This is a genomic window from Phyllobacterium sp. SL163, from assembly GCF_049896885.1.
Lineage (GTDB): Bacteria > Pseudomonadota > Alphaproteobacteria > Rhizobiales > Rhizobiaceae > Phyllobacterium > Phyllobacterium calauticae.
In genome coordinates this window covers 189,070-209,150 of sequence record NZ_JAFCVE010000004.1, presented here as the reverse complement: position 1 = coordinate 209,150, position 20,081 = coordinate 189,070, and the positions used below count along the sequence as shown (strand labels likewise).

21 protein-coding genes are annotated in these 20,081 nt (G+C 59.2%); 5 read left to right on the top strand and 16 right to left on the bottom strand.

Annotated features, from left to right (window positions below; genetic code table 11):
* Positions 1 to 15: 15 nt before the first annotated feature.
* The 7 genes from ACP7B1_RS10795 to moaA all read right to left on the bottom strand — a co-directional run bounded on the left by ACP7B1_RS10795 (position 16) and on the right by moaA (position 5,908).
* Positions 16 to 852, bottom strand: a complete 837-nt coding sequence (locus ACP7B1_RS10795; protein ID WP_346305437.1) for an ABC transporter permease — start codon at positions 850 to 852, stop codon at positions 16 to 18.
* Positions 849 to 1,559, bottom strand: coding sequence for an ABC transporter permease (locus ACP7B1_RS10790; RefSeq protein WP_346305436.1), 711 nt, complete (start codon positions 1,557 to 1,559; stop codon positions 849 to 851). The genes ACP7B1_RS10795 and ACP7B1_RS10790 overlap by 4 nt, the downstream gene beginning before the upstream one ends.
* A gap of 156 nt (positions 1,560 to 1,715) precedes the next feature.
* Complete coding sequence (locus ACP7B1_RS10785) at positions 1,716 to 2,507, bottom strand: ABC transporter substrate-binding protein (protein WP_223612901.1); 792 nt, start codon at positions 2,505 to 2,507, stop codon at positions 1,716 to 1,718.
* A 233-nt stretch (positions 2,508 to 2,740) separates the two neighbouring features.
* On the bottom strand, positions 2,741 to 3,250 hold the full coding sequence (mobB, locus tag ACP7B1_RS10780; protein ID WP_223612902.1) for a molybdopterin-guanine dinucleotide biosynthesis protein B: 510 nt from the start codon (positions 3,248 to 3,250) through the stop codon (positions 2,741 to 2,743).
* Positions 3,247 to 3,894 carry a molybdenum cofactor guanylyltransferase MobA gene (gene mobA, locus ACP7B1_RS10775; RefSeq protein WP_346305435.1) on the bottom strand — a complete coding sequence of 216 codons (648 nt, stop codon included), beginning with the start codon at positions 3,892 to 3,894 and terminating at the stop codon, positions 3,247 to 3,249. Before mobA ends, mobB begins: the two co-directional genes overlap by 4 nt.
* 3 nt (positions 3,895 to 3,897) lie before the next feature.
* Complete coding sequence (locus ACP7B1_RS10770; RefSeq protein ID WP_346305434.1) at positions 3,898 to 4,827, bottom strand: DMT family transporter; 930 nt, start codon at positions 4,825 to 4,827, stop codon at positions 3,898 to 3,900.
* A 91-nt stretch (positions 4,828 to 4,918) separates the two neighbouring features.
* A complete protein-coding gene (gene moaA / locus ACP7B1_RS10765) occupies positions 4,919 to 5,908 on the bottom strand; it encodes a GTP 3',8-cyclase MoaA (RefSeq protein WP_403177704.1) in 990 nt (329 codons plus the stop codon).
* Positions 5,909 to 6,090: 182 nt separating this feature from the next.
* Here moaA and ACP7B1_RS10760 point away from each other — a divergent pair, with 182 nt between their 5' ends.
* Entirely contained in the window at positions 6,091 to 6,471 is a 381-nt protein-coding gene (locus ACP7B1_RS10760) for a DUF971 domain-containing protein (protein WP_346305433.1), read from the top strand.
* 276 nt (positions 6,472 to 6,747) lie between these two features.
* On the opposite strand, the gene ACP7B1_RS10755 is transcribed toward ACP7B1_RS10760, so the two are convergent.
* Complete coding sequence (locus ACP7B1_RS10755; RefSeq protein ID WP_346305432.1) at positions 6,748 to 6,981, bottom strand: hypothetical protein; 234 nt, start codon at positions 6,979 to 6,981, stop codon at positions 6,748 to 6,750.
* Here ACP7B1_RS10755 and ACP7B1_RS10750 point away from each other — a divergent pair.
* On the top strand, positions 6,962 to 8,836 hold the full coding sequence (locus ACP7B1_RS10750) for a L,D-transpeptidase family protein (RefSeq protein ID WP_346305431.1): 1,875 nt from the start codon (positions 6,962 to 6,964) through the stop codon (positions 8,834 to 8,836). The two genes, ACP7B1_RS10755 and ACP7B1_RS10750, sit on opposite strands and share 20 nt — an antisense overlap.
* A 216-nt stretch (positions 8,837 to 9,052) precedes the next feature.
* Here the strand turns inward: ACP7B1_RS10750 and ACP7B1_RS10745 are convergent, their stop codons facing one another.
* The 7 genes from ACP7B1_RS10745 to ACP7B1_RS10715 all read right to left on the bottom strand — a co-directional run bounded on the left by ACP7B1_RS10745 (position 9,053) and on the right by ACP7B1_RS10715 (position 15,425).
* Positions 9,053 to 9,379 carry a hypothetical protein gene (locus ACP7B1_RS10745; RefSeq protein WP_346305430.1) on the bottom strand — a complete coding sequence of 109 codons (327 nt, stop codon included), beginning with the start codon at positions 9,377 to 9,379 and terminating at the stop codon, positions 9,053 to 9,055.
* 454 nt (positions 9,380 to 9,833) lie between these two features.
* Positions 9,834 to 10,565, bottom strand: a complete 732-nt coding sequence (locus tag ACP7B1_RS10740) for a proteasome-type protease (RefSeq protein ID WP_346305867.1) — start codon at positions 10,563 to 10,565, stop codon at positions 9,834 to 9,836.
* A gap of 31 nt (positions 10,566 to 10,596) precedes the next feature.
* Positions 10,597 to 11,394, bottom strand: coding sequence for a transglutaminase family protein (locus ACP7B1_RS10735; protein ID WP_346305866.1), 798 nt, complete (start codon positions 11,392 to 11,394; stop codon positions 10,597 to 10,599).
* A gap of 5 nt (positions 11,395 to 11,399) precedes the next feature.
* On the bottom strand, positions 11,400 to 12,341 hold the full coding sequence (locus tag ACP7B1_RS10730) for an alpha-E domain-containing protein (protein WP_346305865.1): 942 nt from the start codon (positions 12,339 to 12,341) through the stop codon (positions 11,400 to 11,402).
* 72 nt (positions 12,342 to 12,413) lie between these two features.
* Positions 12,414 to 13,826, bottom strand: a complete 1,413-nt coding sequence (locus ACP7B1_RS10725) for a circularly permuted type 2 ATP-grasp protein (RefSeq protein ID WP_223612911.1) — start codon at positions 13,824 to 13,826, stop codon at positions 12,414 to 12,416.
* 226 nt (positions 13,827 to 14,052) lie between these two features.
* Complete coding sequence (locus tag ACP7B1_RS10720) at positions 14,053 to 14,556, bottom strand: BA14K family protein (RefSeq protein ID WP_346305864.1); 504 nt, start codon at positions 14,554 to 14,556, stop codon at positions 14,053 to 14,055.
* A gap of 185 nt (positions 14,557 to 14,741) precedes the next feature.
* The gene (locus ACP7B1_RS10715; protein WP_346305863.1) at positions 14,742 to 15,425 is read right to left on the bottom strand and encodes an HAD family hydrolase; all 684 of its coding nucleotides are present in this window, start codon (positions 15,423 to 15,425) and stop codon (positions 14,742 to 14,744) included.
* 243 nt (positions 15,426 to 15,668) lie between these two features.
* Here ACP7B1_RS10715 and rpiA point away from each other — a divergent pair, with 243 nt between their 5' ends.
* From rpiA to gor, 3 genes are all read left to right on the top strand, one after another.
* Entirely contained in the window at positions 15,669 to 16,364 is a 696-nt protein-coding gene (gene rpiA, locus ACP7B1_RS10710) for a ribose-5-phosphate isomerase RpiA (protein WP_346305862.1), read from the top strand.
* 36 nt (positions 16,365 to 16,400) lie between these two features.
* Positions 16,401 to 17,021, top strand: a complete 621-nt coding sequence (locus tag ACP7B1_RS10705) for a DUF2059 domain-containing protein (protein ID WP_223612915.1) — start codon at positions 16,401 to 16,403, stop codon at positions 17,019 to 17,021.
* A 121-nt stretch (positions 17,022 to 17,142) separates the two neighbouring features.
* Complete coding sequence (gene gor / locus ACP7B1_RS10700; RefSeq protein ID WP_346305861.1) at positions 17,143 to 18,534, top strand: glutathione-disulfide reductase; 1,392 nt, start codon at positions 17,143 to 17,145, stop codon at positions 18,532 to 18,534.
* A gap of 41 nt (positions 18,535 to 18,575) precedes the next feature.
* Here gor and ACP7B1_RS10695 read toward each other — a convergent pair whose 3' ends face one another.
* Complete coding sequence (locus tag ACP7B1_RS10695; RefSeq protein WP_346305860.1) at positions 18,576 to 20,075, bottom strand: FAD-dependent oxidoreductase; 1,500 nt, start codon at positions 20,073 to 20,075, stop codon at positions 18,576 to 18,578.
* Between the last annotated feature and the right edge of the window lie 6 nt (positions 20,076 to 20,081).

The window sequence follows — 20,081 nt, the reverse complement described above, 5'->3', positions numbered from 1 at the left end:
TTTCAGTCAGTTGAATCAGCGTATCAGATGCCGGGTGATGCGGCGTTCCATCCAGTCCCAGATGTGACGCAGTATTTCCACCAGCAGCAGATAGATGATAGCGGCCCAGAGATAGGCCTGGAAATCGAAAGTCCGTGAATAGGCGAGTTTGGTGTAGCCCATGAGATCGTAGACGGTGATCAGGGCGACGATGGCCGACCCCTTGATCATCAGGATGACCTCGTTGCCGTAGGGGCGCAGGGCAACAATCAGCGCCTGGGGCAGGATGACCTTGCGGAATGTGACGAATTTGGAGATGCCAAGGGACGCCGCGCCTTCCCATTGCCCGAGCGACACGCTCTGGATGGCACCCCGCAATATTTCCGCCTGATAGGCTGCCGTATTGAGCGCGAAGGCCAGGAAGCCGCAATACCAGGCTTCACGGAAGAACCACCACAGCCCGATTGTTTCGAGGAAGCCGCGAAACTCGCTGACCCCGTAATACATCAGGAAGACCTGGGCGATCAGCGGCGTGCCGCGGAAGAAATAGACGTAGCCATAGGCGATCGCCGCGCCGATCTTGTTCTTGGTCATTCGGCCATAGGCCACGGGGACCGACAGGATGGCCCCGAAAATAATGGAGCTGAATACCAGCGTCAGGGTGGTGACCAGGCCCTGCCAGTATTTCGGGCCATAGGTCTGGATGAGAACGATATCCCAGGCGGCATAGAGATCGAGCAGGAGCCCGATGATCAGGGCGGCCCAGAACGCGACGAGCACATGGCCGATAATCCGCGTCCTGGTCCAGCGTTTCGCCGGAGCGGGCGGGCGGCTTATCGCGGCTGTGCGGGCATTGAGGAAGCTTTCGGTCATCGCCGCACTCCGCTGGCTGTCGTGCGCCGTTCAATGGCATGAATCACGAAGGACGAGAGAATGGCGAGCACCAGATAGATCAGGCAGGCCGTACCGTAGAACAGAAAGGCATGTTTGGTGACGCGCGCCGCAACGCCGGTCTGGCGCAGGATATCCGCCAGTCCGATCGCGGACACCAGCGCCGTATCCTTGAGCAGGATCATCCACAGATTGGAAAGGCCGGGCAGGGCGACGCGGATCAGCTGCGGCAGGACCACTTTCCACATTGTCTGGCCGTAGGAGAGGCCGATGGCATAGCCGCCCTCATACTGGCCGCGCGGGATGGCGCGGAATGCGGAGAGAAAGACCTCGCTGGCGTAGGACGAAAACACGGCGCCCATGGCGAACATGCCGGCCAGAAACGAGTTGATTTCGATGGTTCCGGAAAAACCCAGCAGGACGCCGAGCTTCTGGATGCCGATCTGTGCGCCGAAATAGACGAGAAACAGGGTGAGCAGCTCGGGCAAGCCACGAAAGATCGTGGTGTACATATTGGCCGCAAGCCGGATGGACGGTTCTTCGGCCTGTTTGCCGAGAGCGACGAAAAATCCGATGAGCAGTCCGACGGGCAATGTCGCAAGCGCAAGAGTGACAGTCACAAGAATGCCGCTTGCTATGCTCAGGCCCCAGCCGCCTTCACCAAATCCCAATAACGCAATTGAGCCCATAGGCTTCTTTCATTCTTTTGCAGGCCATTCCCCAGTGCCCGATTTTTCGGGCCGGCCCGTCATTTTTGAATTTAAAGTTCAGGTTCGAATATGGAGTTCAGGAAGGGATGGCGGAACAGATCCGCCATCCCCCTTGGTCAATTCACAAGGCTAAAATCAATTTTCGGCGCCATAAACGTCAAGCTTGAAGTACTTGTCGTTGATCTGCTTGTATTTGCCGTTCTTGCGGATCGCAGCGATGGCAGCGGAGAACTTGTCAGCCAGGGCCGTGTTGCCCTTCTTGACAGTGACGCCAGCGCCCGGACCATGGATGACCGGATCCGGGGTGATCGTGCCAAGGAGCTTGCAGCACTTGCCGGCATCGCTGTCGAGCCACTGACCCAAAACGACGGAGTCGTCCATGGCAGCGTCGATGCGGCCATTGGCCAGATCGAGCTTATATTCGTCGGCGGTCGGATACATCTTGATGTCGGCGCCGCTGTATTTGGCTTCGGCAAAGTTGGAGTGGCTGGTCGATGCCTGCACGCCCAGTGTCTTGCCCTTCAGGGATTCCGGCGTGACGTCCTTCAGCTTGGAATCCTTCGGTACGGCAATGCCCGGAGGCGTGTTGTAGTACTTCTTGGAGAAATCGACCTTCTTCAGGCGTTCATCCGTGATAGACATGGATGCGATGATGGCATCGAACTTGCCGGCCTGCAGGGCGGGAATCATGCCATCCCAATCCTGGGTGACGAAGGTGCACTGCGCCTTCATCTCTTCGCAAAGCGCCTTGCCGATATCGATGTCAAAGCCTTCCAGCTTGCCGTCCGGCGTCAGGTTGTTGAAGGGCGGGTAGGCTCCCTCTGAAGCGATGGTCAGCTTCAGGGCGTCCTCTGCATGGGCCGCTCCCATGGACAATGCAAAGGCAACGGCAGCAACGCCGAGTGCGAGACGCTTGGTGATACGCATTATTCAACCTCTCTTTTGTGGCCCGGCTGTTCCCCTGTTCTTTTGGACAGCCTTCCGGGCAAGGTCGCAGTTTTTTCGCTGCTCCTGACCGGCGATATTCCCACTAGTTTTCTGATAAAAGCAACCGGGAATCTTTTACCGGGCGGCGATTCAGGACGGCAAAACCACATAATTGTTTGAGGATTATATTTTTCTTGCGCAGCTTCCGCGCGAAACGTCATTTCCTGACCCGCCTAGCGGGCAAGCCCCATCTCATGCTCGATAAAGTCGGCCAATCCTGTCGTGTTATCCAGGTCGAAGACGGGAATCTGCTCGTCCGTCACCGGAAAATCGCTGGCGATGGCGACGATGCCGGGATCATTTTGCGCCAGGCTCCCGCCGGGGCGTCCCTCCAGCCGCCGCGTCTCGATCTTCTTGTGGCCTTCGCGCTTGTAGCCCTCGACCAGAACGAGATCGCATGGGGCAAGCCGCGCGACAATCTCTTCGAGGGACGGTTCCGCCTCATCCGCCAGTTCATGCATGAGCGCCCAGCGGCGGTCGGAAACAATGGCCACTTCTCCGGCACCCGCTTTGCGGTGGCGGAAGGAATCCGTGCCTTCCTTGTCGATGTCGAAATCATGATGGGCGTGTTTGACGGTTGAAATCTTCCAGCCGCGCCGCGTCAGTTCCGTTACGAGCTTGACCGTCAGGGTTGTTTTGCCCGAGTTCTTCCAGCCTGTGATGCCAAAGATGCGGTGGGTCATGAACATGTCTTCCAATCGCGTGATTCTGCGATCATCGACCGGGCCTGGCCGAGATCGTCCGGGCGATTGATATTGAAGAACGGATCGAATGAATCGCCTGATTGCGCCGTCATCAGCGGAAAATCCACCGTGCGGTGCGCGTGATCTTCGATCCAGGTGCGGACCCGCCGGTTCTCCGGATCGCGCAGCCATTGCTTCAGGTCCTCCTTCATCGCAACCGGCCAGAGCCCGAACACCGGGTGCCATGTCCCATCGGAGACAGCGACGGCGATGTGATCCGGGGCATCGGCGATGGCCCCGCCAAGTCTGGAGGCGAGATCATGCGGAAAGAAGGGCGTGTCCGTGGCGACGGTCAGGATATGGGTGAGGGGAAGCGCGCAGCCTGCGGCCCATTCCATGCCGGCAACGATACCGGCGAGCGGGCCGGCGAATCCCGTGACGCTGTCGGCGACAACGGGCAGGCGCAGATCGGCGAGGGGCGCAGGATCGCCATTGCTGTTGATGGCCAGGGTTTCCAGTTGAAGTGACAGGCGCGCGACGATGAAATCGATCAGCCGCGCCGTGCCGAACGGCAAAAGCGCCTTGTCGTGCCCGTCCATGCGGCTCGAGCGGCCGCCGGCCAGAATAATCCCTGCAATGCGCACCGCTTACACTCCATCGGGCGAAGAACCGGCCGCCACAGCCGTTGCGGCGGGCAGCCTCCGTCCCACAATCCGCTCACGGTAAAGCGTATAGAGGCCGCTGCCAATAACGATCATGGCGCCGATGATCATGGGAAAATCCGGCAGGTCGCCGAAGAACAGGAAACCCAGAAGAATGGCCCAGACGAGGCTTGTGTAGCGGAACGGTGCGACGAAGGAAATTTCGCCCTCGCGCATGGCGAGAATGATGAAATGGTAGGCGACGATCACGCAGCAGGAGGCGAAGAACAGGAGGCCGGTGTTCAGCCAGGTCATCGGCGTCCAGCCGCCCAGCGGGCCGATCAGGCCGATGCCGGCCAGCGATACGCCCGCCGATGTCAGGGCGGATATCATCAGCACCGGGATGGCTTTGGGCACGCGCCGCGTGGCGAGATCGCGCATCGCAGCAAAGATCACGGTTACGGCGATCAGCAGGACGTAGGGGCTGACGCCCTCGTAACCCGGGCGAACAATGATGAGGACACCGCAGAAGCCGACGGCGATGGCGATCCAGCGCCGCCATCCCACGGGTTCGCCGAGGAACATCGCCGCGCCCAGCGTGACGGCCAGCGGCAGGGCCTGCAGAATGGCCGAGGTGAGGGCGAGGGGAACATGAACAAGCGCGATGAGAAAACTCACGGTTCCCACGACTTCGCCGACGGCGCGCAGGATCGTCATGCGGTGCAAGGCGTGGCGCAGCGGTATCAGCATACCCTGCCGCCAGGCGAGCAGCAGGATGAGCGTGGTCGCCATCACGCCGCGCACCAGCATCACCTGGCCCATGTTCATATGCGCGCCAACCAGTTTGACTGTCGCGTCATTGAAGGTGAAACTAGCCATGCCGATGGCCATGTACAGGCTGCCGCGAAGATTGGGCGTAAGCGCCAAGGCGTTCATCCGAATGAGAGCAGGCGATTCTCCCCCGGAATCGCTCTGTTTGATATATCAAGCGGCGAGGCTTCGTGCATCCGGAATGTTGGAAAATGCTCTAGCCGCCGGTCACGCTCATATGGCGCGAGACCGCAGGGCGGTTGTGGCGGCGATCGATGATGAAATCATGCCCCTTCGGCTTGCGGCCGATGGCTTCGTCGATCGCCTCGTTCAAGAGGTCATTGCCTTCCGAGGCGCGCAGCGGCGCGCGCAGGTCAGCGGCGTCTTCCTGTCCAAGACACATATAGAGTGTGCCGGTGCAGGTCAGGCGAACGCGGTTGCAGCTCTCGCAGAAATTGTGCGTCATCGGCGTGATGAAGCCGATGCGCCCGCCCGTTTCGCGAATATGCGCGTAACGTGCCGGGCCGCCGGTCTTGTATGGAATGTCATCCAGCGTGAATTGCCGGGCAAGGTCGGCCCTGACCATGGACAGCGGCAGATACTGATCGGTCCGGTCCAGATCGATTTCGCCCATCGGCATGGTTTCGATCAGCGTCAGGTCCATGTCGCGGCCATGGGCCCAGCGGATCATCTCCGGGATTTCCAGGTCGTTGAACCCCTTGAGGGCAACGGCATTCAGCTTGACCCGGATGCCGGCAGCCTGCGCCGCGTCGATACCTTCCATCACCCGCGCCAGATCGCCCCAGCGGGTGATCGCGTGGAATTTTTCCGGATTGAGCGTATCGAGCGATACATTGATGCGTTTGACGCCGTGCTCGGCCAGCTCAGCCGCATGGCGGGCGAGCTGCGAGCCATTCGTGGTCAAGGTCAATTCTTCGAGAGCACCGCTGCGCAGATGGCGCGACAGCTCACCGATCAGATGCATGATGTTCTTGCGCACCAGCGGTTCGCCGCCGGTCAGCCGCAGTTTTTTGACGCCTTTTCCGATGAAGGCGGTGCACAGGCGGTCCAGTTCTTCCAGCGTCAGAAGGTCTTTCTTGGGCAGGAAGGTCATGTGCTCGGACATGCAATAGGTGCAGCGGAAGTCGCAGCGGTCGGTGACAGACACACGCAAATAGCTGATCGTCCTGCCGAAAGGATCAACCATCGGTGTTTGTACAGCCGTTTTCTCGAGCAATGCGACGTGGTCCAAGCAAACCTCCTTGAGAAGAGATAGGGTGGCGGCCCCGGCTTGTCCAGTCTCTATAGGATTCCGCATGCGGACGATTGTTCACTTGCGACCAAATGTCGGGGCGCATAGAGAAGAGTGCGCATAAAGGAGCATCTGCCATGACCACTGCCTGGCCCAAGGAACTGCGGGTGAGCAAGGATCGCCGTTCCCTGACGATCGCATTCGATACCGGCGAAACCTACATGTTGAGCGCGGAACTGCTGCGCGTGGCTTCGCCATCGGCGGAAGTGCAGGGGCATTCGCCGGAACAGCGTGTGACGGTTCCGGGCAAGATGAATGTCGAAATCGCCAAGATGGACCCCGTCGGCAATTATGCGGTGCGCATCACCTTCGATGACATGCACGATACCGGCCTTTTCAGCTGGGATTACCTGATCGACCTCGGCCGCAACCGCGACGAGCGCTGGCAGGCCTATCTCGATGAACTGGCGGCGAAAGGTTTAAGCCGCGAGCCCGTCGTGACCCGTCATCGCCACTGATCCCTGCTGCTGAGCAATAGTACCGATATCCGCGCGGGCTTTCCCGTGAGAAATATTTTCTTCAGAAGACTATAACCTGCTTTGGCGGGTGTGCTCAAAGTACTTATTAATGCTATAATGAACAACAGTAAGGATACTTGGAAATATTTATGCGCCGAATAGCGCAATTCAAGTTTCGCGTCACTTGAGCTGTGACATTATTGCATGTTCTGCAAAAGAATTGATTGGGTCAGGGCCGTGATGCGCGAATCGGTGTGAAAGCTGCGGTGAATCGCGTTAAATGAGCCGATAGCCATCATCAGGGTGCTCGAGCGGCGCGCGCGAATATAAATCGAAGGGGCGGGTTATTGTTAAAAGATTGTAAATAGGATGCGGCGAAACTGGCTGTGAATCACCATTCGTGGCCTGCATCCGTTGCGGGCGTGACTGTACCATCTGGGCGAGCATTATGAATTCCAATTCGAAAAAGCATGCGATTTTTGTAGCTGCCATGTTGTCGGCCACAGCCATTTCCATGTCTCCGGCACTGGCCGCCGACAATTTGATGGATTTCCTGTTTGGCAGCCGCCGCGTACAGGCACAGCCGGTCTATGCGCCGAAGCCTGAACTGCCGCGGCAGCAGCCCGTTGCCCGGGCAGCGCCCGTCAAGCGCGTGACGGTGACCGCGCCGAAGAATTACGATTACAAACCCGACGGGCTGGTGCGGGTGGATTTTTCCAGGATCGACCTGCAACTGACGGCATCGGCCAATCAGAACCGGGATGCCGCACCGCAGATTCCGCTGGAACAGTTCGGCCTGAAGTTCGAGCAGATCAGGGAAGCCCATATTCTGGCGGAAAAGGACATAGCGGACGCTATCGTTGCCTATTATGCCCTGAAACAGCAGCCCATCTGGACGTCCTCCTATGATGTCTCGGCCAAGGCCAAGGCGGTCGCGGCGGTGTTCAATGCGGCGGGCGCCGACGGGCTTGATCCAAAGGATTATGCGGTCAAGCTGCCGAGCGATGATTATGACCGGGCCAACATCCCGGCGCGGCTGAAGGAACTGGCGGATTTCGAACTGACCATGTCGGCGCGGGCGCTGCGCTATGCGATGGACCAGGGTGACGGGCGCATCAATCCGAACCGGCTGAGCGGGTTCCACGATTTCGCCGTTGACCGGGTCAAGCCGCGTGCGGTGATCGAGCAGCTTGCGTCAACCAATGATGCCGCTGCGCTGCTCAAGAGTTTTGAGCCGCAGAACAAATGGTATGCGGAACTGAAGCAGAATCTGCATGAGCTTGGCGGGACCAGTGCCGAGCCGACAGTGCGCGTTGCGCCCGGCACCATGATCCGTCCCGGCGAGGAAAACCCGGAAATCCGCAACGTGGTCGCCTTGATCAAGGCGAAGGCGCCGAAGGATTTTCTCGCCAAGCATGAAGCCGTGCTGCAGGAACATGAGAATGCGACGGTTTATGACCCGAGCCTGGTCGAGGCGATCAAGGATTTCCAGACCAGCCAGGGCAAGAAGCCCGATGGCGTGATCGGGCGCGGCACCATCAGTTCGCTGCAGGGCGAGACCAACAGTTCCAAGCGTGACCGCATTCTCTATTCCATGGAGCGCCTGCGCTGGCTGCCGCACGATTTCGGCAAGCGCTACGTGTTCATCAACCAGCCGGCCTATCGCGCGCAGTATTTTGACGACAATGCGGAAAAGCTGGCGATGAACATCGTGGTCGGTTCGCCGACCAACCAGACCTACTTTTTCGACAACACGATCCAGACCGTCGTGTTCAACCCGTCCTGGGGCGTGCCGCGGTCGATCATTCTCAATGAGATGATGCCGAAAATTCTCAATAACCCCTCCTATCTCGAGAACAGCGGTTACGAGGTCTATGACAAGTCCGGCCGTGTCATTCCATCAAGCGCCGTGGACTGGGCGCAGGTGGCTTCGAGCGGCGGCGGTGTGGGCATCCGCCAGAAGCCGAGCCTCGACAATGCGCTGGGCGAGCTGAAGATTCTGTTCCCCAACAGCCATGACATCTACATGCACGACACGCCGGCAAAGTCCTACTTCAAGCGGGATATGCGGGCGCTTAGCCACGGCTGCATCCGTCTGGAACGTCCGCGTGACATGGCTGCGGCCGTGCTCGGCGTGCCGGTCGAGGAACTGAACCAGTATTTCGGCAAGAATGAGCGCAGCGTCCGGGTCAAGGACCCGCTGCCGGTTTACGTCTCGTATTTCACCGCGTGGCCGGATGCCAGGACGGGCGCCATCCAGTATTTCGACGACGTCTATCAGCGCGATCTCTACATGGAAAAGGCCATCGTCAAGACGACGGCGGTGCGCCAGGCGGACGTTCCGCAGACGACGGCAAAGCTGTAAGCTACCGGTTTGCGGGCGAAGTTGTAAGCGATGATAAAGGCTGCGAGCCGCGACCGCAGCCAATGATGATCGTCATCATGGGCGCCTTTCTTAATTAGCCATCGTCATTAATAAAGAAAAATGCAATTTCTTTAATTAACGGGCGGTGCTGTTTAATCTCACACATTTAGCATTTGGAGCCATACGTCCGTCCGTGCCAGACCACAAAGCTGTAGGCTACCGGTTTTCGGATGGCGGTTCGACCTGCGGGTGTTCAAAAGCATCGCGGTCGCCCTGATCGAGAAAAAGCAGCGACGGGTTATGTCCCGCTGGCTTGAGGTAGCTGACGACATGCAGCTGGTTGCCCGCATCGCGGTGAATGGAATAGACCAGCTCGCCGTCAAAACGTCTTTCCACCTTCCTGCTCTCAATCCGGAAGCGCAGCGTTAAGGCGACGAGCGCCAGCACGAAGGCGGGCGGGACGATCAGCCACAGCGCCTTGATCCAATCGGGCGAGGATTGGAACGTGTCGAGCAGATTTGACCAGAAATTGTAATTGTCCATGCTCACTCCCTTTTCACACGAGGAAAGTGGTCACCCGAGGGTTATCCTCTGGTGACCGGGAGGTTCATAAGCCGCACACAGACGACCGCCACGGCCTTTAAGCCGAAGCTCTGGACATACGCCGAGGCCCTCCCGGCCATAGGGCTGAGGAGGTGCCTTTGCGGTCGACACCGACCGCTGTATGAGGGGTTATGAAGCCCCAAGACCGATCCGTTTCGACCGGCCTCATCGCGGACCATAATGGGAAAGTGGAGTGGGTGGAAGGGGTTAGGCTGTGAGTTTGCGGCCAAGGTTTGACGTTTTGTATGGATTGGCTGCAAAAGCTCCGGTGCGTGGTTCGACAGGCTCACCATGAGGGAGGGGCAGGATTGCAGGCAGTTATACTCTGCAACCTTTGCGATTGGCATTGCAGCCAAACCACACCCCTCATGGTGAGCCTGTCGAACCACGCACCCTAATCGATCTCGAAGGAAGGCAGGCTCTGGAACGCCAGTTTGAGAGCCTGCGACCAGCCGTCGGAAATGGCCTCGTAATAGGGATCGTTGCGCTCGATGCGCTTTTCGAAGCCCAGTTTGAGGCTGTCCGCCGCGTAAAACTGCATGTCCAGGGGCAAGCCGACCGACAGGTTGGATTTCAGGGTGGAATCGAAGGACACCAGCAGCAGTTTGGTTGCTTCCTCGAACGTCATGGCCGGATCGTAGGAACGCACGATGATCGGCTTGCCGTATTTGTGCTCGCCGATCTGGAAGAACGGCGTGTCGGGTGATGACTCGATGAAGTTGCCCTCGGGATAGATCAGGAACAGGCGCGGCTCGCCGCCCTTGATCTGCCCGCCGAGAATGATCGAGGCGCCGAAGGAATCGGCACGCTGGCCATTGGAATCCACGTCATGGATCACATTCTTGATCGTATCGCCCACCAGCTTCGCCGTCTGGAACATCGAGGGCATGTCGAAGATCGACGGTGCCCGCTCGGATGGAATCTTGGTGCGTTCGTTGAGAATGCTGATGACGGTCTGCGTCGTGGCAAGATTGCCGGCCGACAGAAGCGTGATGACACGGTCACCGGACTTTGCCCATGTGTACATCTTCTTGAACGTGGAGATGTTGTCGACGCCGGCATTTGTTCTGGTGTCCGACATGAACACAAGACCACGATCCAATTTAAGCCCGACGCAATAGGTCATAGCGAATCCCGAATTTAAAAAATCCCGGCGATTACTGCTCTACATTGAGGTCCACGGCAAGCGATTCCATGCCCGGGCCGAAGCGCATGCCGGAAATGGGCGACGCTTCATTGTAGTCGAGGCCGCAGGCGATGCGCACATAATGCTCGTTCGGGCAGATGTTGTTGGCGGCATCGAAACCGACCCAGCCGAGCCCGTCAATATGGGCTTCCGCCCAGGCATGGGTGGCGGTCTGTTCGATGCTGTCGAGCATCATGAGATAGCCCGAGACATAGCGGGCAGGAATTTTCAGGACACGGGCGACGGCGAGGAAAACATGGGTGTGGTCCTGGCAGACACCCGTTCCCAGTGTCAGCGCCTCTTCGGCCGTCGTGGCGATGTCGGTGGTGCCCGGCGTATAGGCCACGGCACTGTGCAGCGTGTCCATCAGTTCATGCATGAGCGCCAGCTTGTCGTCCTTGACGTTCAGGCTGGCTGCAAGCTGGCGGACGGCATCTCCCGGCTTCGTCAGTGCGGTTTCGCGCTCATAGAGCCAGATCGGCATGAAATTATAGACCTTGCCGAGCACGCCGGAGCGGTCTTCCGTCTCCACCTGGCCCGCAGCCTCGATGACCAGTTCCCTCGCATCGCGGTTAAGCCGCACGAGCTGCGTCCGGTTGCCGTAACCGTCGCGGTAATTCGCTTCCTGCTCGGCGCCGTGAACCGTCACGGTCCAGTCGATGACCTTCTGGCCGGGCGAGCTCGAGGGGTGCAGGCGCAAACGCTGGACAGCATACTGCACCGGGAAATCATACTGGTAGCGCGAGGTGTGTTTGATGGTCAGGAGCATGGCGTTCAATCGAAATTGTAGGCTTCGGCAATTTTGCTGCCCAGGCCGTATGTCTGATAGATCAGGTCACTGAGAAACTCATGCAGGCCGTTGTCGAAGATGGTGCGGATGTCGTTGTTTTCGAGCCGTGTCATGATGCTTTCCGCCATGTCGTGGCACTCGTGCCGCTTGCCGTAATCATTGGCGAGAAACGTGAGATTGTCGACGATATTCGAGTAACAGAAGTTCAGCGAGCGCGGCATGCGCGAATTGAGGATCAGGTAATCGGCGATGTTCACCGGATTGTATTCGACGTCGTAGACCCAGCGATAGGAGCGATGGGCCGAGACGGAGCGCAGGATCGACTCCCACTGAAAATTGTCGAGTGTCGTGCCGACATAGGAAATCGACGGCAGCAGCACGTAATATTTCACGTCGAGAATGCGCGCCGTGTTGTCGGCCCGTTCGATGAACGTGCCGATACGGGCGAAATTGAAGATCTCGTTGCGCAGCATCGTGCCGTGGAAGGCACCGCGGATGATGGCGGTTTCACGCTTGATCTGGTCGAGGACGCGCGGAAGATCCGTTTCGGGAACCGCCTCGGCGAGCGTCGATTTGAGGATCATCCAGGTTTCATTGACGCTTTCCCAGGCTTCGCGGGTGAGGGCGGTGCGCACCATGCGGGCATTGGAGCGGGCTGTTTCGATGCAGGACATCACGCTGGACGGATTGCCGAGGTCGCGCAGCAGAAAATCCGAGACCAGGCTGGCGTTGTATTCGCCGTATTTCGCGTCGTAGCCGATTTTCACCCCGGCGCTCATCAGCACGGAGGACCATTCCTCCGGCGCATCGGAGGTTTTCGTCAAAGCCATCCGCAAACCGGCATCGATCAGGCGTGCCATATTCTCTGCCCGCTCGATATAGCGGAACATCCAGTAGAGACCATTCGCGGTGCGACCAAGAAGCATGTTTTGGTTGTATCCCTCTTTTATTTCTTGATGGGGCCGTCTGTGGCAGCCCTCATTCCCCATTCAGAGTGGTCAGTCGTCGAGAACCCAGGTGTCCTTTGTCCCGCCTCCCTGGCTGGAATTGACAACGAGCGAGCCCTCTTTCAGCGCCACGCGGGTCAGGCCGCCCGGCGTGATGCGGATGCGGTCGGATACGAGAACGAAGGGGCGCAGATCGACGTGGCGTGGCGCCAGGCCCTTTTCCGTCATGATCGGCGTCGTCGACAGGGCAAGCGTCGGCTGGGCGATGTAGTTCTTCGGATTGGCCTTGAGTTTCAGCGCGAAATCCTCGCGTTCCTGCTTGGTGGCCGCCGGCCCGACCAGCATGCCGTAGCCGCCGGAACCGTGAACCTCCTTGACGACAAGATCGGCAAGGTTTTCCAGGACATATTTCAGCGTATCCGGTTCCGAACAGCGGTGCGTCGGCACATTCTCGAGGATTGCCTTGCGTCCGGTATAGAATTCGACGATCTCCGGCATATAGGAATAGAGCGCCTTGTCGTCGGCGATGCCTGTGCCGGGGGCATTGGCGATGGTGATGTTGCCGGAGCGGTAAACATCCATGATGCCGGCAACGCCGAGCGCTGAATCGCGGCGGAAGGTGAGGGGATCGAGGAAGGAGTCATCGACACGCCGGTACAGCACGTCGATGGCGCGGTTGCCTTCCGTGGTCCGCATCACCACCTTGCCGTTCTCGATCTTCAGGTCGCTGCCCTCGACGAGCTCGACACCCATCTGGTCGGCCAGGAAGGCGTGTTCGAAATAGGCTGAATTGTAGATGCCGGGGGTCAGGACGGCGATGGTCGGCGTGCCGTTGCAGCCGGGTGGCGCGACGGCGGCCAGGGACTGGCGCAACTGCTTGGGATAGGTTTCGACAGGCCGCACCTTGATCTGCTGGAACAGCTCCGGAAACAGCTGCATCATCGTTTCGCGGTTTTCCAGCATGTAGGAAACGCCCGATGGCGTGCGGGCATTGTCTTCGAGAACGTAGAACTGGTTTTCTTCGGTCCGGACGATGTCGACGCCGATAATGTGGGTATAGACATTGCCGGGCGGGCGGAAGCCGACCATCTCCGGCAGGAAGGCATCGTTGTGGGTGAACAATTCCCGCGGGATGCGGCCCGCGCGGATGATTTCCTGGCGGTGGTAGATGTCATCGAGAAAGGCGTTGAGGGCCATCACACGCTGTTCGATGCCCTGCGACAGGCGTCGCCATTCATTGCCGGTGATGATGCGTGGGATGATATCGAAGGGGATCAGGCGTTCTGCCGCTTCCTCATCGCCGTAGACGGCGAAGGTGATCCCGGTTTTGCGGAAGACATTTTCTGCATCGCGCGCCTTCTGCGCAAACCGTTCCGGGTTCTGGGTATTAAGCCAGCATTGCAGTTGTTCATATGGCGGGCGTACCTGACCGCCGGTTTTGATCATCTCATCAAATGGCTTCACTCATAATCCCCTTCACACACGATCATTCAAGCGCGTTGGGAAAAAAATGCAAGCACATTCCGCTATTTACGCTGCAACGCGGATAATCGCCCAAAAAATGGGCAATGGTTGCGAGTTTGAGGCAAATTGGCTGCTACTTCCGTCTAAAGCATAGGCGGCAACGCTTCGGTACGTCCCCGGTCACAGCGGTGACCGGGGACGTGAATCAAGCGCGTTCTGTTCCGCCTTATCGCGAAACGCACTGACGGCGCGGGCCATTGTTGGGCTGGTATGTATTGTCATACGCCCGGTAGGACCGGTAGCGATTGTAGCACCAGCGTGTGTGATAGCTCGAGCCGCGTCTGACAACGCGGTCATTGTTGATGGCGTTGCCGATGATCACGCCGCCCGCAAAGGCAGCCAGCGGGAACCATGCGCCGTTATAATAGCGGTAGCCGGGACGGTAGTCGCGATATCCGCGATGGCCTCTGTACCAGTAGCGGTCGCCGCGATATCCCCGGTCGCCATACCAGCCGCGATTACCGTGCCAGCCGCGATTGCCGCGCCAATGACCGCCGCCGCGCCAGCCATGGCGCATCCTCCAGTTGCCGTGATCCCGGACTTGCTTGACGGGATTCGAGCCTTCGATGGACAAGGGCACCATCGGGGCGGAATAACTGGCCACGGAGCTTGCGGAAACCATGCCGATCGACATGACGGCCGCCGTGAACAACGAAACAAGCTTTCTCATATTTCCTCCTGAAATCCCGAAGATGCACATCTTCGTTGTCATGAATGCGCGAATAGGCTGCGGATACTACACCCATGGGCGTGGTATCGATCAAAATATGCAACGCATGATTGCAGACTTTGTTCCATCCGGGATCTTCAGGTACTTGCCGTCGGGAAAGCTAAGCCTTTCCGATTCAAGCCAAATCAGGCATTGACCGCGTTGATCAGACGTTCGGCGAGGTCGAGGTTCAATTCACGATAGTGTGAAATGACCTTGCTTGGTTCGTAGCTCGACACGTGCAGGTCGGAATAGCCGAAATCCACGGCGATCACGGGAATGCCCGCGGCTTTGGCCGTATCGATGTCTGTCCGGCTGTCGCCGATCATCAGGGCGCGGTCGCGGTCGCCGCCCGCCTTGGCGATGGTCTCGAAGAGGTGGCGGGGATCGGGCTTGCGGAACGCGAACGTATCGGATCCGCATATGGCGGCAAAGCGCTGCTTCTGCCCGAGCGCCGTCAAAAGGCTGACGGAAAGGCCCTCGAACTTGTTGGTGCACACGGCAAGGAGGTAGCCGGCCTTGGCAAGATTGTTCATCACATCTTCCACGCCGTCGTAAAGCGCGGAATGGCCGGGCATGTTCTTGCCGTAGTGCTCGAGGAAAAGACCGACCAGCCAGTCGAGCTGTTCCGGGCTGAGAATTTTCTGCTGTGCCTCGAACGCCCGCTCGATCATCACGCGGCCGCCTTGCCCGACATAACGGCGCAGCGCAACCGGGTCTACTTTCTGCATGCCGGCCGCTTCGAGGCAGTGGTTGAGACTGTCGAGCAAGTCCGGGGCGGTATCGACCAGGGTGCCATCGAGATCGAAAACAACAATAGGTTTGGACATTCTGTGCACCTGCGATTTTAAGGTTCGGATGAGGAGTTCCGCGATTTATGCATTTCAGGCGTGGTACGATCCGCTTATGTATAGGGCGAAATCATGTATCGAGCCTTGACCCGTCTGTCTGACGTGTTAGGGAGCCAAGTGGAACGAATGTGACATTCGCATCCCATTTGACATCACGCGCCATATGCGAATGTCAGAATAGGACCACTAGTGTCAAGTCAAAGCAGGGAGAGGGCGCCAAGGATGGATGCCAGGACACTGAAGATCAAGGCAGCTGCCGAAGCGCTGACCTATGTCAAAGATGGCATGCGCCTGGGTATCGGCACCGGCTCCACGGCCGAAGAATTTGTGCGCCTTCTGGCGGAAAAGGTCGCCGCGGGCCTTGATGTCATCGGCGTGCCGACGTCGGAACGCACGGCGGCGCTGTGCCGGGAGCTTGGCGTCAGGCTGACCACGCTGGAAGAAACGCCGGAGCTGGACCTGACCATTGACGGAGCCGACGAGATCGGCCCGGAACTCGCCTTGATCAAGGGCGGCGGCGGCGCACTGCTGCGTGAAAAGATCGTGGCTGCCGCGTCGGCGCAAATGCTGGTGATTGCGGATGAGTCGAAGAATGTCGAGGTGCTCGGCAGGTTCCCATTGCCGATTGAAGTGAACCGTTTTGGTCTTGCGGCAACGCACATCGCCATCGAAAAAGCTGCTGCAGCGCTTGATCTGTCCGGTTCCGTTACATTGAGGATGACGGGAGGCGAAGCATTTGTTACAGACGGCGGGCATTTGATCCTGGATGCATCTTTTGGCCGCATTCCGGATACAAGAGCGTTATCAAACGCTCTGCACGCCATACCGGGCGTTGTGGAGCATGGACTATTTCTAGGGCTGGCGCGCGTGGCTATTCTGGCCGGTGCTGACGGCATACGAACACGAACACAGCCTTGACAGGCAAAGTCTTGAGAAAAACGGAGCAATAAATCCATGAACCGAGCAACTGGCTTTCGCCGTTTGATTGCACCTCTGTCTATCGCGATCATGCTGGGCAGTCTTTGTACCGCGCAGGCGCAGGAAATCACCGCATCACATCTTGCTGCCGCACGCGCTGCAATTGCAGCGATGAAGAAGACGGATATGTTTGACGGGATTTTGCCAGATGCGGCACAGAACCTGAAAGTTCAGCTGATCGATAAAGATCCCAATCTTGAGTCCATCATCAGCTCCACCGTGGACGAGCAGGCACTGGCCCTGGCGGCGCGTCGTGCGGATCTCGAAAACGAAGCTGCCCGTGCTTATGCCGTGTCGTTTTCGGAAGAAGAGCTGAACGCCATCACCGGCTTTTACAATTCTCCCGCAGGCAAGAAATTCCTGTCTGAAGACCCAATCGCAATGCGCGAAGTGTTGAAGGCCGCCAGCATCTGGCGCGCCGGTATTGCCCGCGATCTTGCGCAGGCTGTGGCCGAAAAGGTCGTTGCGGCCGCTGCGGCGACAGCACCGGTAACGCCGGCGCCCGCGCCCGAAACACCGGCAGCGCCGGAAGCGCCTGCCAAAGCCCCGGCAAAGGCTCCGGCCAAGCCGGCAGCGCCTGCCAAGCCGAAGCCCTGATCCTTTCCGCTTCCTGACCATTTGCAAAGCCCGGTGTCCAAGCCGGGCTTTGTTCTTTTAAAGCGGCGTTATAAACCCATATAAAGTGATCAGCAGCGGAACAGATTCGGAGTGAATGCAAATGGCGACCTATGACTATGACCTCTTTGTCATCGGCGGCGGGTCCGGCGGCGTGCGCGCGGGACGCCTGGCGGGTGCCATGGGCAAGCGGGTCGGGCTGGCGGAGGAATACCGCATGGGCGGCACATGCGTCATTCGCGGCTGCGTGCCCAAAAAGCTCTTCGTCTACGCCTCGCAATTCCAGGAACATTTCGATGCGGCGGCAGGCTATGGCTGGACCGTTGGCAAGAACACCTTTGACTGGCCGACGCTGATCGCCAACAAGGACCGCGAAATCGCCCGTCTGGAAGGGCTTTATCGCAAGGGGCTGGAAAACTCCGACGTGGAGATTTTCGAGAGCCGCGCTTTGCTGATCGACGATCACACGATCGAAATTCTCAAGACCGGCAAGCAGGTGACCGCTGACCAGATTCTGATCGCCGTCGGCGGTCACCCAAGCCCGCACCCCTCGCTGCCGGGCAATGAATTCTGCATCAGCTCAAATGAAGCGTTTCATCTGGATACGCTGCCGAAAGCCATTGTCATCGAGGGCGGCGGCTATATCGCGGTGGAATTCGCCAATATTTTCCATGGCCTTGGCGTCGACACCACGCTTGTCTATCGCGGCAAGGAGATATTGTCGCGCTTCGATCAGGATTTGCGCCACATGCTGCATGCGGCCATGGCGGAAAAGGGCATTCATATCCGTTGCACGGAAATCATCACCAGGGTCGAACGCCAGGATGATGGACGCAAACTGGTGCATCTGTCCGGCGGTGATGCGATTGTTGCCGATCAGGTGATGCTGGCCATCGGCCGCGTGCCGAACACGACATCGCTCGGTCTCGAGGCGGCTGGTGTTGCTGTGGATGAGATGGGTGCGATCAAGGTGGATGGCTATTCCCGCACGAGCAGGGAAAACATCTGGGCGGTCGGCGATGTCACCAACCGGGTGCAATTGACGCCTGTCGCCATTCACGAAGCCATGTGCTTCCTTGAGACTGCCTTCAAGAACAATCCGACGCAGCCGGATCACGCGCTGATCGCGACAGCGGTGTTTTCGCAGCCGGAGATCGGTACTGTCGGCCTGACTGAGCAGGACGCGGCGCGCGCATTCAAAGCGGTCGAGGTGTACCGGGCGGTGTTCCGCCCGATGCGCAATACGCTGTCGGGCAGCACGGAAAAGATGCTGATGAAGCTGATTGTCGATGCAGACAGCCGGAAAGTGGTCGGCGCGCACATTCTTGGCCCCGATGCGGGTGAAATGGCACAGCTCCTGGCCATTCCCATGAAGGCCGGATGCACCAAGGAAGATTTCGACAGGACGATGGCTGTGCATCCGACTGCCGCCGAGGAACTGGTGACAATGTACAAGCCGACATACCGGATCGTCGACGGCGCGCGCGTTGATTGATATCGAGCCTTTGCTCCGCTAAAGGCTCGACCCGGACGGGGTCACGGTTGTGATGGCGCGAACCAGCGCCGGAGTGCCTGCTCCAAACCGTCCGTGCTGTCGTTGTCACCCGCCCAGGCAATGCAGGCGTCCGGACGGATCAGCAGGGAAGGTCCTGCATCGACGGCGATGCACCGCACTCTTCCTGTGCGGGCGGCAACGAGGCTGGAGGCCTTCCCTCCGGCGGAGGCGTCGAGCAGAACGCCCATGCCATCCTGCATCAGATCGTAGAGCGAGGTTCCGGCATCGCCAGGGCTTACCGGCCGGTCGCCCGTCAGCCGGCCAACCTCGTCCCGTTCCGGGCCGAGATCGTAGCGGATGGAGAGGCCGCTCATCATTTCGCCAATGAAGCGGTTGACGTCATCGAACTGCATGAGGTTGACGATGATATCGCGCATCGCGCCCGCCTGCGGATCGGGCCGCATGATGGCCATCTGGGCAAGCGTGTTTGCCAGAACGGCTTCGGCAACGGGGCGCCGCTCGTCCGTATAGGTATCGAGCAGGGTTTCGGGCATCTCGCCGCGAATGACGGCGGCGAGCTTCCAGCCGAGATTTGCGGCATCCACGAGCCCGAGACTGAGGCCCTGACCGCCGAACGGTGTATGGATATGCGCCGCATCGCCGGCCAGCAGCACCCGGCCTTGGCGGTAGGTGTCGACAAGCCGCGTGTTGTCAGTCCATCGGCTGCCGCTTTCGAGCGCCTTGACGCGGACATCGGCACTGCTGACACGGCGCAGAACCGCTTCGATCTCCTCCCGCGTGACCGGCGCCTGCCGGTCCTGCGGCGCACCGGTGAATTCGATCATCACCAGCCGGCCGGGGAAAGGCCCGTAGGAGAAGATACCGCCCGACGTGCGCCGCCAGCCCATCGGTGCCAGGCGGTCGGGATGATCGATTTCGGCAACGGCCTGGTAGAAGGTGGACGAGGGCGGCGTGCCGGGAAAATCGAAGCCGGCCATTTTTCGGATCGAACTGCGTCCGCCATCACATCCGATGAGGTAGGCGCAGCGCACATGGTTTGTGCCCGCGGGAGATGTCCATTCCGCATCGACGCCATCCGCATGCTGGATGAAGTGGGTGACTTCACAGTCGCGGCGGACATCGATTCCAAGCGCGTGTGCGCGGTCGGCCAGCATGGCTTCGAGGGCCTGCTGGTCCACGGGGCGGGCGCGGCGTTCCGGCTCTGTCTGCGCATCCTTCCGGATCAGGGAAAGGCCGGCGAAATGGCCGCTGTACTTCGATCCTTTCGCCCGCGGGTCCAGCCCGGACTGCGCCATCGCCGCGAAACTGCTCGCCTCGGCGGCGGCGATGGCGGCCGTCATGCCGCGCCGCTGCAACGCCTCAAGCCCCAATGGCCCGAGCCCGCCGGCCTTCATTTCCAGGCTCGGCGTGGCGAGGCGCTCCAGCACGAGAACGCGCGCACCGCCCAAAGTTAGTTCAATGGCGGTGAGGAGCCCGACTGGGCCGGCTCCCACGACCACGACATCAATGTCATTTCTCATATACTT